The 14,151-nt window shown below is 68.4% G+C and carries 9 protein-coding genes; 5 read left to right on the top strand and 4 right to left on the bottom strand.

Annotation, left to right across the window (positions count from 1 at the left end):
- Nucleotides 1–3 precede the first annotated feature (3 nt).
- Nucleotides 4–2,169 (bottom strand): 1,4-alpha-glucan branching protein GlgB, encoded by a 2,166-nt coding sequence (glgB, locus tag QSK17_RS28945; RefSeq protein WP_285708618.1) that lies wholly within the window; start codon nt 2,167–2,169, stop codon nt 4–6.
- Between the two features lie 266 nt (nt 2,170–2,435).
- Here glgB and QSK17_RS28940 point away from each other — a divergent pair, with 266 nt between their 5' ends.
- Nucleotides 2,436–2,687, top strand: a complete 252-nt coding sequence (locus tag QSK17_RS28940; protein ID WP_285708617.1) for a ribbon-helix-helix protein, CopG family — start codon at nt 2,436–2,438, stop codon at nt 2,685–2,687.
- A gap of 34 nt (nt 2,688–2,721) precedes the next feature.
- Nucleotides 2,722–3,096 (top strand): hypothetical protein, encoded by a 375-nt coding sequence (locus tag QSK17_RS28935; RefSeq protein WP_285708615.1) that lies wholly within the window; start codon nt 2,722–2,724, stop codon nt 3,094–3,096.
- Here the strand turns inward: QSK17_RS28935 and QSK17_RS28930 are convergent.
- The 3 genes from QSK17_RS28930 to QSK17_RS28920 are packed head-to-tail and all read right to left on the bottom strand — an operon-like array spanning nt 3,080 to nt 8,300.
- Nucleotides 3,080–4,438, bottom strand: a complete 1,359-nt coding sequence (locus tag QSK17_RS28930; RefSeq protein ID WP_285708614.1) for a maltokinase N-terminal cap-like domain-containing protein — start codon at nt 4,436–4,438, stop codon at nt 3,080–3,082. The genes QSK17_RS28935 and QSK17_RS28930 overlap by 17 nt on opposite strands.
- Nucleotides 4,435–6,201, bottom strand: coding sequence for a maltose alpha-D-glucosyltransferase (gene treS, locus QSK17_RS28925; RefSeq protein WP_285708613.1), 1,767 nt, complete (start codon nt 6,199–6,201; stop codon nt 4,435–4,437). Before treS ends, QSK17_RS28930 begins: the two co-directional genes overlap by 4 nt.
- Nucleotides 6,202–6,254: 53 nt before the next feature.
- Nucleotides 6,255–8,300, bottom strand: coding sequence for an alpha-1,4-glucan--maltose-1-phosphate maltosyltransferase (locus QSK17_RS28920; protein ID WP_285708611.1), 2,046 nt, complete (start codon nt 8,298–8,300; stop codon nt 6,255–6,257).
- Nucleotides 8,301–8,818: 518 nt separating this feature from the next.
- Here QSK17_RS28920 and glgP point away from each other — a divergent pair.
- The 3 genes from glgP to QSK17_RS28905 all read left to right on the top strand — a co-directional run bounded on the left by glgP (nt 8,819) and on the right by QSK17_RS28905 (nt 13,938).
- Nucleotides 8,819–11,416 carry an alpha-glucan family phosphorylase gene (gene glgP, locus QSK17_RS28915; RefSeq protein ID WP_285708610.1) on the top strand — a complete coding sequence of 866 codons (2,598 nt, stop codon included), beginning with the start codon at nt 8,819–8,821 and terminating at the stop codon, nt 11,414–11,416.
- A gap of 141 nt (nt 11,417–11,557) precedes the next feature.
- Nucleotides 11,558–12,331 (top strand): enoyl-CoA hydratase/isomerase family protein, encoded by a 774-nt coding sequence (locus QSK17_RS28910; protein ID WP_285708608.1) that lies wholly within the window; start codon nt 11,558–11,560, stop codon nt 12,329–12,331.
- A 326-nt stretch (nt 12,332–12,657) separates the two neighbouring features.
- The gene (locus QSK17_RS28905; protein WP_285708607.1) at nt 12,658–13,938 is read left to right on the top strand and encodes an erythromycin esterase family protein; all 1,281 of its coding nucleotides are present in this window, start codon (nt 12,658–12,660) and stop codon (nt 13,936–13,938) included.
- Nucleotides 13,939–14,151: the final 213 nt, after the last annotated feature.

The following is a 14,151-nucleotide window of genomic DNA, read 5'->3' as shown; positions in this document are numbered from 1 at the left end:
GCGCTATGTCGTCGTCTCCGAGTGAGCTGCCCCCGCGGTACGGCGCAGCCAGATCGTGGCCAGAGGGGGCACGCGGAGCCGCGCCGAGCACGGGAGACCGTGGTGCGGCTCCTCCACCGCCTCGACCGCGCCCATGTTCCCGACGCCGCTCCCGGCGTAGTCATAGGCGTCGGTGTTGACGACCTCCTCCCACCTGCCCGCGGCGGGAAGGCCCAGGCGGTAGTCGTCGTGCGGCGCGCCGGAGAAGTTGGCGACGCAGGCCAGTGCCGAGCCGGACCCGTCATACCGCAGGAAGGAGAACACGTTCCCCTGGGCGTCGTCGGCGTCGATCCACTGGAACCCGTCGGGGTCGCTGTCCAGGGCGTACAGCGCGGGCGTTTCGCGATATGTCCGGTTCAGGTCGCGGACCAGCCGCTGCACCCCCTGGTGGAAGTCGAAGTCGAGCACCCACCAGTCGAGGCCCCTGGACTCCGACCACTCCGAGCCCTGGCCGAACTCCCCGCCCATGAACAGGAGCTGCTTGCCCGGATGCGCCCACATGAAGCCGTACAGCGCGCGGAGGTTCGCGAAGCGCTGCCACTCGTCGCCCGGCATCTTGCCGAGCAGCGACCCCTTCATGTGGACCACCTCGTCGTGCGACAACGGCAGCACGAAGTTCTCGGAGTACGCGTACATCAGGGAGAACGTCATCTGATGGTGGTGGTACTGCCGGAAGATCGGCTCGTGCTTGAGGTAGGCCAGCGTGTCGTGCATCCAGCCCATGTTCCACTTGAAGCCGAAGCCGAGCCCGCCCAGGTGAACCGGCTGGGACACTCCCGGCCACGCCGTCGACTCCTCCGCGATCGTCACGATGCCCGGGACCTCGCGATAGCTGACCGTGTTCATCTCCTTGAGGAACTCGATCGCGTCCAGGTTCTCCCGGCCGCCGTAGACGTTCGGAGTCCACTCGCCCTCGCGGCGGGAGTAGTCGAGGTACAGCATCGAGGCGACGGCGTCCACCCGCAGCCCGTCGACGTGGAACTCCCTCAGCCAGTAGACCGCGTTGGCCACCAGGAAGTTGCGCACCTCGTGCCGTCCGAAGTCGAACACGTAGGTGCCCCAGTCCGGGTGCTCGCCGCGGCTCGGATCGGCGTGCTCGTACAGCGGGGTCCCGTCGAACCGGGCCAGCGCCCACTCGTCCATCGGGAAGTGCGCGGGCACCCAGTCGACGATCACGCCGATGCCCGCCCGGTGCAGCTCGTCCACCAGATGTCTGAAGTCGTCGGGCGCCCCGAACCGCGACGTGGGGGCGTAGTAGGAGGTGACCTGGTATCCCCACGACCCGCCGAACGGGTGCTCCGCCACCGGCATGAACTCCACGTGCGTGAAGCCCATCTCCTTGACGTACGCGACCAGCTCGGTCGCGAGATCGCGATAGGAGAGCCCGGGCCGCCACGAGCCCAGGTGCATCTCGTAGACGCTCATCGGCTCGGCCACCGCGTCGCGGCCGGCCCGCTCCGCCAGCCACGCGTCGTCACGCCAGGCGTATTCCGACTGCTCGACGATCGACGCGGTGGCCGGGGGGACCTCGGTGTGGCGAGCCATGGGGTCCGCCTTCTCGCGCCACACGCCGTCGATGCCGAGGATCGCGAACTTGTAGCGGGTGCCCGGCCCGACCTCCGGGATGAACAGCTCCCACACTCCCGACCTGCCGAGCGAGCGCATGGGGTGCCCGGTGCCGTCCCAGCGGTTGAAATCGCCGATCACCCGCACGCCCAGCGCGTTCGGCGCCCAGACGGCGAAGGCGGTCCCGTCGGTGTCCTCGTGGCGCAGCACGCGCGCGCCGAGTACCTCCCACAGCCGCTCGTGCCGTCCCTCGCTGATCAGGTGCAGGTCCACCTCGCCGAGCGTCGGCCAGTGCCGGTACGGGTCACCCGTCTCGTACGGCGCGGTCCCCGGATAGGTGATCCGCAGCCGGTAGTCGGGGATCTTGTCCAGCCCCGGGATGGTCACCTCGAACACTCCCGAGGCGACATGACGCAGCTCGTGCGCGGTGCCGTCCACGAGGGCCTCGACCTTCTCGGCGAGAGGTCGCAGCACACGGATCGTGACACCGTCACGCTCGGGATGCGCACCGAGGATGGAGTGTGGGTCGTGATGAGCGCCGCCGGCCAGCCGATCGAGATCCATCCTCTAACCCTGCCCCCACACCGCGTGGAACACCCATTTCTTCGCGTGAAAGATCGGTGTGCTCGCCCTCATCTCCGTTGATCGCGCTCAGTGAGGTCCCGGGAGGGCTCCGCGGCGCACATCGCGGGAGTACGAGCGAGAACACGGCGCATTCACCGACGAGGAGCGACAGTTCGCCGAAGCGATCTGGACCGAGGCCGGACGGCAAGAGGCTGATTGACACGATTCGGTAGCATCTTTCGTGCTACTCAAAGTAGTATCGACGCATGACAAAGAAGCTGTCCATTTCAGTGCCCGACGAGGTTGCGGAGGCGATCCAGGAGCTGGTCGACAGCAGGAAAGCCGACTCGGTGTCAGCGTTCTTGACGTCGGCCGCTATCAAGGAGATCGACAGAACCGCGATGTCCCGGGTGGTCATCGACGCGGCGATCGAGCGGGCGAAGGAGAAGGACCCAGAGGCGTTCGAGCGCTCCCGGCGCAAGGTCGCGGAGTGGTTCGGACGGGAAGAGCGTGGTTAGGGGGCTGTCGGGACTCGTTCTCGATCATTCCGCGGTGCTCGCGCTGGCCAACGACAAGCCGGACATGGTGAACGTCGTCGACCAGGCATACGAAACGTCCACGTCTCTGCTCGTTCCCACCGCGTCCCTCGCCACGGCGCTCATCGAGGTCGAGGAGATCCACGAACTCAACAACATCCTGACCATGCTGGACAGGATCATGGTCCTGTACGACGACCTCTCCACCCGGAGGGCCTACAACATCCACATCAGGATGTACGGCGAGGACGTCGTCAAGTCCGAGCACCGACTTTCTCTCGGGCACGCCGCCGTCTGTGCGATGGAACGGAACTGGCCCGTGCTCACTACGGACGATGCCTCCTGGCGGTTCGCCGGAAGCGAGATCTCGCTGCTCATCGTGGAGAGCTGAACGCGGCGAGGGGGATGGGGAGCCAGGTCGGGCGGTTGCGCGCCTCGTAGACCACCTCGTAGACGGCTTTCGACAGCTCGAGCGCGCGCAGCAACACGGCATCGCCGCCGCTGATCCGGCCACCGCCCTCGGAATAGCCCCCGAGGAACGCCGCCCGGTTGCGCGCCGACCATTCGTCCGCCCGTCCCGTCAGACCGACGCCGCCCGGATGCCCGGCGAGCAGATGCCGCGCCGCGTAGTCGAATGAGCGGAGCATCCCCGCCACGTCCCGCAACGGCGAGTCCAGCCCGCGCCGCTCAGAGAGGGGCTGGCCCGGCTCGCCCTCGAAGTCCAGGACGATCCAGTCGCCCGGCGTCCGCAGGACCTGACCCAGGTGGTAGTCGCCGTGCACCCGCTGGACGGCCACCGCCCGGCTGAGGTCGGCGAGCCTGTCGTACGCCGCGTGCGCGACCGACGCGTGTGCGGCGAGCTGGGGCACCTCGGTCACCGCCTTGTCCAGACGGTCGCGGAACCGCTCTGCCATCCGCTTGACCTCCGGCGGCTCGACCACGCCGGTCGGGAACGCCTCCGCGAGCTCCCGGTGGACCTCCGCGGTGGCGATGCCCAGCCGGAACGCCTCGGCGGCGAAGTCACCACCCGCGTCCTCGGCCGGCACGTCCGGCGGGGAGCCGTACAGGTCGCGGACGCTGGTCAGGGCCATCGCCCAGCCTTCGTTCGCGTTGGCGAGGAACTCCTGCATGATCGCCAGCGTCGTCGGCAGGGCGTCCAGCTCCGTCTCGATCCATCCGTACGGCCGGGCGATGTGGGTGGAGCCGGCGGCCGCGAGCGCGGTGACCACCTCCAACTCCGGGTTGATCCCCGGGCTGATCTGGCGGAACTGCTTGAGGATGTACCGGTCGCCGTAGACCAGGGAGGTGTTCGACTGCTCCACCGTCAGCACCAGGCTGCGCGGCGACGTGTCGATCTCGACCCCGGGCGTGTGGTGGAACTCCAGGCGCCCGGCCTGCCGGGACGACTCCATCGCCTCCAGCAGGATCCGGGTGAGCTCCGCGTCGTGCGCCGCGTCGTAGGCGGCGTACTGCCCGCCGTCCCAGTCGCAGTATCCGATCAGCACGTGTTTGAGCCGGTCGGGCAGGCTCGTCCGCAGGCCGACGAGGAGCTGGTAGCGGGTCCTGCGCTCGCCCTGCCGTACGGACAGGATCAGGTGGATCAGGCCCGGGTCGCCCGGCGCGATGTCAGCGCGGTACTCGATGGACAGGTCGTCGATAACGCGTCCCTTGCCGGCGAACCACCGCTGCCCGGTGATCCAGCCGGCGAGGAGCTCCTGGAGTGAAGTCGTCATGCCTCCTTGACCGTGTCCGCTTCGACCGTGCCGGGGGGTACCGGAAGGGTGAACCAGTAGAACCCATGCCCAGGAAGCGTCAGAAGATACGGGAGTTCGCCGACCGGTGGGAACGGAACTCCGCCCATGCACTCCACTGGAGTGGATCCCTCGAACCGGCGCAGGTCCAGCTCGACCGGCTGCGGGAACCTGGACAGGTTGTTGACGCAGAGCACCCGGTCACCGCCCAGCTCCCTGATGAACGCGAGGACGCTCGGGTTGGACGAGTTCAGCTCGGTGAACTCGCCGAGGCCGAACACCGGGTGCCGCTTGCGGATCTCGATCATGCGCTTGGTGAAGTGCAGCAGAGAGCTCGGGCTTTTTTGCTGGGCCTCGACGTTGATCGCCTGGTAGCCGTAGATCGGGTCCATGATCAGCGGCAGGTAGAGGCGGCCCGGGTCGCAGCTGGAGAAGCCGGCGTTGCGGTCGGGCGTCCACTGCATGGGCGTGCGGACGCCGTCCCGGTCGCCCAGCCAGATGTTGTCGCCCATGCCGATCTCGTCCCCGTAGTAGAGGACGGGTGAGCCGGGCAGGCTGAGCAGCAGCGCCGTGAACAGCTCGATCTGGTTCCTGTCGTTGTCGAGCAACGGCGCGAGGCGGCGGCGGATGCCCACGTTGGCGCGCATCCGCGGGTCCTTGGCGTACTCGGAGTACATGTAGTCGCGCTCTTCGTCGGTGACCATCTCGAGCGTGAGCTCGTCGTGGTTGCGCAGGAAGATGCCCCACTGGCAGTTCTCCGGGATCTTCGGCGTCTGCGCCAAAATCTCCGAGATCGGGTAGCGCGACTCCCGCCGGACCGCCATGAAGATGCGCGGCATCAGCGGGAAATGGAACGCCATGTGGCACTCGTCGCCGCCGGTCACCGGGTCGCCGAAGTACTCGACCACGTCGGCGGGCCACTGGTTCGCCTCGGCGAGCAGCACCCGGTCCGGGTAGAGCCGGTCCACCTCGGCGCGGACCCGCTTGAGGTACGCATGGGTCTGCGGGAGGTTCTCGCAGTTGGTCCCGTTCTGCTCGAAGAGGTATGGGATGGCGTCCATCCGGAACCCGTCGATGCCGAGGTCCAGCCAGAAGCGCAGGACCTCCAGCATCGCGTCCTGCACGGCGGGGTTCTCGTAGTTGAGATCCGGCTGGTGGTGGAAGAACCGGTGCCAGTAGTACTGCCCGCGGGCCGGGTCGTACGTCCAGTTGGACGACTCGGTGTCCACAAAGATGATCCGGGCGTCCTTGTACTGGTCGTCGCTGTCGTGCCAGACGTAGAAGTCGCCGAACGGGCCCTCCGGGTCGTGGCGGGACGCCTGGAACCACGGGTGCTGGTCGCTGGTGTGGTTCATGACGAGGTCGGCGATGACGCGGATGCCGCGCTTGTGCGCCTCGTCCACGAGCCGGATGAAGTCCCCGAGATCGCCGAAGTCGGGAAGGATCTTCATGAAGTCGGCGATGTCGTACCCGCCGTCGCGCAGCGGAGACTCGTACAGCGGGAGCAGCCACAGGCAGTCGACCCCGAGCCACTGGAGGTAGTCGAGCTTCTCGATCAGGCCGCGGATGTCGCCTGTGCCGTCCCCGTTGGAGTCCGCGAACCCGCGGATCAGCACCTCGTAGAAGACGGCCCGCATGTACCAGTACCGATCCCGAGGTATCTCGGGGGCGAAGGCGTTCGGGATCGGCTCGTTGTGGGCGGGCACCGAGCCGGCGGGCTGCTCCACCGGCTCTCCTCTTGTCATGGGGTCGCTTCGCTCAGTCAACTGTTGACTCCCCGGATGTGCGTTCGCGGCGCCTACGGGCGGTGCGGGGTCCCGCTGCGCAGCGTGAAGATGTGGGCAGGATGGACATGCGGATCAAGACGCACGTAGTTGGCCTGGCGCCAGCGATACGACTCGCCCGACAGTTCGTCATCCACGACGAACTCGGCTTGCCAGTCGAGACCGAGGGCCGGCATGTCCAGATGGACCGTGGCCTCGTGCGTGTTGTGTGGATCCAGATTGACGACGGCCAGCACGACATCGCCTACGCCGTGCCGTCGTGTGGCCGTGTCATAGGCGCCGGGCAGTCGCTTGGAGAAGCAGATCAGCTCCGGCTGGTCGACGCTATGAAACCGTAGGTTACGCAACTCTTGGAGTGCCGGGTGCGCTCTTCGCAACAAATTGAGCTGCGTGATGAACGGCGCGAGGCTCCGGCCCTCCCGCTCGGCGCCCGCCCAGTCGCGAGGCTTGTACTGATATTTCTCACTGTCGAGGTACTCCTCGCTGCCTGGGCGAACCGGGATGTTCTCGGCCAGTTCGTAGCCGGCGTAGACGCCCCAGGTGGGGGACATCAGCGCGGCCAGGATCGTCCTGATCTTGAACGCCGGAACGCCGCCCTGCTGGAGGTACTCGTGCAGGATGTCGGGCGTGTTGACGAACAGGTTCGGGCGCAGGAAGTGCGCCGTCTCCCGGGACAACTCGGTGAGATACTCCTCGATCTCGGCCTTGGAGTTCCGCCAGGTGAAGTAGGTGTACGACTGGTGGAACCCGATCTTGGCCAGCGTCTGCATCATCGCCGGCCGGGTGAACGCCTCGGCGAGGAACAGCACGTCGGGATCCGTGCCCGCGATGTCGGCGAGGAGCCGCTCCCAGAAGTTCACCGGCTTGGTGTGCGGATTGTCCACCCGGAAGATCCGTACTCCGTGATCCATCCAGTGCAGGATCACCCGCTTGACCTCGGCGTAGAGCCCCTCCGGGTCCTGGTCGAAGTTCAGCGGGTAGATGTCCTGGTACTTCTTCGGCGGGTTCTCCGCGTACGCGATGGATCCGTCGGCCCTGATGTTGAACCACTCGGGATGCTCCTTGACCCACGGGTGGTCGGGGGAGCACTGCAGGGCCAGGTCGAGCGCGATCTCCATGCCCAGCTCCTTCGCCCTGGCGACGAAGTCGTCGAAGTCCTCCAGGGTGCCGAGGTCGGGATGGATCGCGTCGTGCCCGCCCTCCTCCGAGCCGATCGCCCAGGGCGACCCCGGGTCGTACGGCTCGGGCGTGAGGGTGTTGTTGCGTCCCTTGCGGTATTGGCGGCCGATCGGGTGGATGGGCGGCAGGTAGACGACGTCGAACCCCATCCGGGCGATGGCGGGCAGCCGTTGCCCCGCGGTCCTGAAATTTCCGGACTTGGGGGCGGCGCCCTCCTCGATGATCGCTCCCTCGGATCGCGGGAAGAACTCGTACCACGATCCGAAGAGCGCCCTCCGCCTGTCCACCGTCACCTGGTTCCTGCCGGACCTGGTGACCAGGTCCCGCAGCGGGTGTGCCGCGATCAGCGTCGCCGTCTCCGGGAGCTGGACGATCGCGAACCGGGCGCGCGGATCGAGGTTCTCGTCGCGGAGCCGGGCCGCGACCGCAAGGAAGGCTGCGCGGTGCCCGCACGTCCCCCCGTCGTCCGCGCCCGGGCAGTCCGCAGGCCGTACGCCACGGGCCGCCCGGTCGAACAGCCGGGCCCCCTCCTCGCACATCAGGTCGGCGTCCATGTCGCGCGGGATCTTGATGCCGGCGTCATGCAGCCAGGTGGCGATCGGGTCGCCCCACGCCTCGACGCGGAACTGCCACATGCCCTCGGTGGGAAGCTGAACCTCCACACCCCACCGGTCGGTGCCCGGCCCGAGCTCGCGCATGCGTAGCAACCGGCCGGGCCTGCCCTCGGGGTCGATCAGCACGACCCCGGCGGCCACCGCGTCGTGTCCCTCGCGGAACACGGTGGCGCTGATCTCGAATGTTTCCCCGGCGGCCGCCTTCGCGGGCCGGCGCCCGCAGTCGACGACTGGGTGGATGTCCTGGATTGGGATTCGTCCGATCATCGTCATTCAAATTAGCGACGGCACACCCGGTGCCGCCGGACTTCCGAGGCAAGCGTTGATCTGTGGTTCTTCAAGGTGCTCTGTGTCATTCGGTACAGCACGTTGGGAGACGCCTGAGGCGGCTTCTCATACAGGGGGTGCCCCAATAGTCCCTTTTTACCCCGTGGGTGGGAAAGATCGCACGGCGTGCTTGCTTCCATACACTCTGGCACCGCGCCTGAGATCGCGGTAGCCGTACGATCGCGAAGGGCGTCACCGGGCACCGGCTGCTTTGATGATGTTTGAGCTGGTTTCTTAATGGTGAGAGCGCTAAGGGGTGTCTGGCAAATGCCGCCCGACGCGAGCGCGGATCCAGACGGACGCGAGACGCCGTCCGGGCCGGGACGCGGCAGGGCTTGATTTGTTCGGGCACGACCAGGGAGTGCAGGCAGGGTGGCGCCCCCCGCGCCGGGAGGTGCTTTCCTGGACAGGAGTGTTTTGGTCGCGCGCCGTCGCGCTGAGTAACTAGGGTCTGGCCCGTGAGAGCAATCCGCAGGTTCACCGTCCGCACCGTCCTTCCTCCCGAGCTCGCCCCGCTGGGCGAGCTGGTCCACAATCTGCGCTGGTCATGGCACCCGGAGACGACGGATCTGTTCGCCGAGGTGGATCCCGAGACCTGGGAGCGGGTCGGTCACGACCCGGTCGCGCTGCTCGGCGCGGTCGAGGCCGACCGGCTGCGCGCGCTCGCCCAGGACCGGCGCTTCCTCCGCCGGCTGGCCGACGCCGCGGACGATCTCCGTGATTACATGACCGCGCCGCGGTGGTACCAGTCGCTGGAGGGCGCCCCCGCCGCGGTCGGCTACTTCTCGCCCGAGTACGGCATCGCCGCCGCGCTGCCGCAGTACTCCGGGGGCCTCGGCATCCTGGCGGGCGATCACCTCAAGGCCGCGAGCGACCTTGGCGTGCCGATCCTCGCCGTGGGGCTGCTCTACCGGCACGGCTACTTCTCGCAGTCGCTCTCGCCCGAGGGCTGGCAGCTCGAGCACTACCCGTCGCTCGATCCCGGCGGCCTGCCGCTCACCCTCCTCAAGAACCGGGACGGCTCTCCCGCCCGGATCAGGATCGGGCTGCCCGGGCCGCGCACGCTGCACGCCCAGATCTGGGTGGCCCAGGTCGGACGGGTGCCGCTGCTCCTGCTCGACTCCGACGTCGCGGAGAACGACACGGCGGGCAGGGACGTGACCGACCGCCTCTACGGCGGCGGCGGCGACCACCGCCTGGTCCAGGAGCTCCTGCTCGGCATCGGCGGCGTCCGCGCCCTCCGGGCGTACTGCCGCATCACCGGGCACCCCGAGCCCGAGGTGTTCCACACCAACGAGGGGCACGCGGGCTTCCTCGGCCTCGAACGCATCCGCGAGCTCACCGAGGCCCGGCTCTCCTTCGAGGAGGCCCTGGAGGCCGTACGCGCGGGCACCGTGTTCACCACGCACACGCCCGTCCCGGCGGGGATCGACCGGTTCCCGATGGAGATGATCGCCCGGCAGTTCGGCGGGGCCAACGCGTGGCCGACGGTGAACGTCGAGCGGATCCTGGAGCTGGGCGCCGAACCCGACGCCGCGGACGGCGAGAAGACCGTCTTCAACATGGCGGTCATGGGCATGCGGCTGGCCCAGCGCGTCAACGGCGTGTCCCTGCTGCACGGCAAAGTGAGCCGCGAGATGTTCCACGGGCTGTGGCCCGGGTTCGACATCGACGAGATCCCCATCGGATCCATCACGAACGGCGTGCATGCCCCGACGTGGGTGGGCCGCGAGATGATGGAGCTCGCCGACCGGGAGCTGCCCGAGCTGGTCGAGACGGGCCGTGGGTGGGACGCGGTCCAGAAGATCCCCGACCAGGAGCTATGGGCGATCCGCGGCAAGCTGCGGGCCGGTCTCGTCACGGAGGCGCGCAAGCGGATCAGGAGTTCCTGGCGCGAGCGCGGTGCTTCCGACGCGGAGCTGGGCTGGGCCGACGAGGCGCTCGATCCCGAGGTGCTGACGATGGGCTTCGCCCGCCGCGTGCCGTCCTACAAGCGCCTCACGCTCATGCTCCGCGACCCGGACCGGCTCCGCGCGCTGCTCCTGGACCCGGAGAGGCCCGTCCAGATCGTGATCGCGGGCAAGGCCCACCCCGCCGACGAGGGGGGCAAGAAGCTCATCCAGCAGATCGTGAAGTTCGCCGACGAGGAGGACGTGCGGCACCGCATCGTCTTCCTGCCCGACTACGACATGGCGCTGGGCCGGCTCATGGTGACCGGCTGCGACGTGTGGATGAACAACCCGCTGCGCCCGTTGGAGGCGTGCGGCACCTCCGGGATGAAGGCGGCGCTCAACGGCGGCCTCAACCTGTCCATCCGCGACGGCTGGTGGGAGGAGTGGTACGACGGCAACAACGGCTGGGCCATCCCGACCGCCGACGGCGTCGCCGACCCGGAGCGCAGGGACGAGCTGGAGGCCGCCGCCCTCTACGACCTGATCGAGCGCGAGGTCGCCGACCGGTTCTACGATCGCGCCGCCGACGGGCTGCCCCGACGCTGGATGGAGATGGTCAAGCACACCCTGACCTCTCTCGGCCCCAAGGTCCTCGCCGGGCGGATGCTCCACGACTATGTCGGCGACCTGTACACCCCCGCCGCCGTCTCGGCGCGGACGCTGTCCGCGGACGGCTACCGCGACGCCAAGGCGTTCGCGGCCTGGAAGCTGCGGGTCACCCGCGCCTGGCCGGGCGTCCGAGTCGAGCACGTCGAGGCGTCGGGCATCGGCGACACCCCCGAGCTGGGGGCGACGCTGGAGCTGCGCGCGACGGTCGCGCTGGGCGAGCTGTCCCCGGATGACGTCCGGGTCCAGGCGGCGTACGGGCGGGTCGGGGCGCACGACGAGCTGATCGACCCGGGGTACGTCACGCTCACGGTGGAGTCGATGGGCGACGACGGCCGGGCCCACTGCATCGGGACGCTGCCGCTGGACCGCACGGGCGCCTTCGGTTACACCGTCAGGGTCGTTCCCGACCACCCGCTCATGGCGTCTCCGGCCGAGCTCGGCCTGATCGCCGTTCCCGAGGAACCGGTGGGAATGACCACCGGTACCTTCCGCTGAGCCCTTCCCAGTCCGGGTACGAACGCGTCTACCTCGCCGTGCCGGCTCGGACACCCGGATCGCCGCGTGATCTTCCTCTGGCGCAGTCGTAAGGTGGTCACGCCACCGGAGTGCGTCAGCTAGCGGAAGGACGACGGCGTGATGGGCGAGTTCGTCAGTGTTGAGGTCAGCGATCAGATCGCGACCATCCGGATCGACCGGCCCAAGATGAACGCCCTGAATCGGCAGGTCCAGGAGGAGATCGCCGAGTGCGCGCGGATCGTGGACGCCGATCCGCTGGCCGCCGCTGTGATCATCTACGGCGGTGAGCGGGTGTTCGCCGCCGGCGCCGACATCAAGGAGATGGCGGTCATGTCCTACGCGGACATGGTCACGCATTCCCGTGCGCTCCAGGACTGCTTCACCGCCGTCACCGAGATCGGCAAGCCCGTGGTCGCGGCGATCACCGGGTACGCCCTGGGCGGCGGTTGTGAGCTGGCCCTCTGCGCTGACTTCCGGGTGGCGGGGGAGAGCGCCAAGCTGGGCCAGCCGGAGATCACACTGGGCATCATCCCCGGCGCGGGCGGCACCCAGCGGCTGCCCCGGCTCGTGGGACCGGCCAGGGCGAAGGACCTGATCTTCACCGGCCGGCACGTGGACGCGGCCGAGGCGCTGGCGATCGGCCTGGTGGATCGGGTGGTCCCGGACGACGAGGTCTACACCGCCGCGCTTGAACTCGCCTCGACCTTCGTGGGCGGCCCTGGCGTGGCGATCCGCGCCGCGAAGCAGGCCATCGACCAGGGCCTGGAGATCGACCTCGACACTGGCCTGGAGATCGAGCGGCTGCAGTTCTCCGGTCTGTTCGCCACCGAGGACGCCAAGGAGGGCATGGGGGCGTTCGCGGAGAAGCGCCGCCCGAAGTTCACCGGCCGCTGACCAGAAAGCCGGGACCGCGCCCGTTCGCCCGATAGGAGCGGGTGCGGAACCTCGCGAAAAATGGCGAGATAAGAGCGTTCGCCGGAATATTCGTGTGCCTGTGTACGGCGCCCGGTGCTAGGTTTCGATCATGGCAATCTGCAGCAATTTTCTCTGACGAGGTTCGTCGGCAGACGCGGCGCGCCGTTGGCCCAGTGGCCCGGCGCCGGTTGCGGCTGCGCGTCGTCGCGTCGCTCGTCCGCCCGTGTGCGAATGAGCGGCTGTGTCCCGAACCTCCGAGCCGAGAAAGAGCTCTAGCTGTGCCTGTTCAGCCTTCTTCCCGCACCGTGCTTGCCGATTGGTTCCGCGAGCGCTCCACCACCCTGACCACCCTTGATCCGCAGCAGCCCCTCGACGACCTCGAAGTCCTCCGGGAGATCGTCGGCGATGCCCGGATTGTGGCGGTCGGTGAGGGCGCCCACTTCGTCGAAGAGTTCTCGCGCGCACGCCAGCGGGTGCTGCGCTTTCTCGCCGAACGATGTGGATTCACCGTCTTCGCCATGGAGTTCGGCTTCAGCGAAGCCTTCCCGCTCGACCAGTGGCTGCAGGGCGAGGGAGAGGACGGCGACCTGGCGAAAGTAAGCCGGGCCGCCGCCGAGTGGGGCGCCGCAGATCTCATGCACTGGCTGCGCCACCACAACCGCGCCAGCGGACACCCCTTGCGCTTCGCCGGCCTCGACATCCCCGAGGCCGGCGGGGCGCTACGACCTGCCCTGGAGCCGGTGGCCGACTACCTGCGTGAGGTCGATCCCGACGCACTCCCCCTCGTCGATACGGTCCTGGAGATCAGCGACCGGTTCCTCAAGGGCGGCGGCTCCGGCGCTTCGGCCGCTCCCGGGTGGGCCGGCCTGGAGCCCGCCGAGCAGAACGAACTGACCGCCACACTGGCGCGACTGTTGTTGCGGCTTCGCGCCGTCGAACCGCTCTACGTCTCCCGTAGCAGCCAGAGCCGCTTCGACATCGCCCGGCGCCGGGTGGAAGCGGCCTGCCACACCGACTACATGTTCCAGGCGGGCAACGCCCTGATGTCCGGCCGGGCGCTGACCGCGGACCTGTCGCTGCGAGAGATCTACCTGGCCGAGTCCCTGCGCTGGCACCTGGACCATGCCGAACCGGGGACCCGGATCGTCCTCGCAGCGCACAACAACCACATCCACAAGACGGCGTTTTCTTTGGAGTTCGGCGGCGGCAGCCTCACCACGCTACCCATGGGCCAGCACCTGCAGCGGATGTTCGGCCAGGACTACCGCGCCGTGGCCCTCGTCCACACCGCCGACCACGTGCCGGAGATGTACCCCGACCCGGACGCCGCGGTGGGCTTCACCCTCGCCGAAGCCCACCTTGAGCCTGCCGCGCCCGGCAGCGTCGAGGCCGCCCTCACCGACGCCGGGCTCGCCGACCGGATCACCTTGACCAACCTGCGCCACGCGCCGCGCGACACGCAGGGTGCACCACTGCTCAACGGGATCCGGTTCCAGAGCTCCCATCTGAGCACCCCGGTCCCTGAGGCGTTCGATGCCGTACTCGCCGTCCCGACGGTTACCCGGGACCGCACAGTGCGCTTCTGACCAGACCGAACCCGAGTAGGTGGGGCCTCCGGCCGGAGACCCCACCTACTCACGGCTCCCTTCACGACCTACTGGCGGACGCGCTAAGTGGTCCTCGCCGGAAGTCCCTCGGGGGTTGACGGTTCACCAGTTGGCGTGCTGCTCGTAGTCAGGTGTCGGTGTTGGACACGTAGAGGTCGCAGACCAGATCCAGGGCCTCCTGTGGGCTGCCGG

This window comes from Microtetraspora sp. NBRC 16547, from assembly GCF_030268965.1.
In the GTDB taxonomy this organism is placed as follows: Bacteria; Actinomycetota; Actinomycetes; order Streptosporangiales; family Streptosporangiaceae; genus Microtetraspora.
The sequence above is the reverse complement of the archived record's forward strand: the minus strand, read 5'-3'. Positions and strand labels throughout refer to the sequence as shown.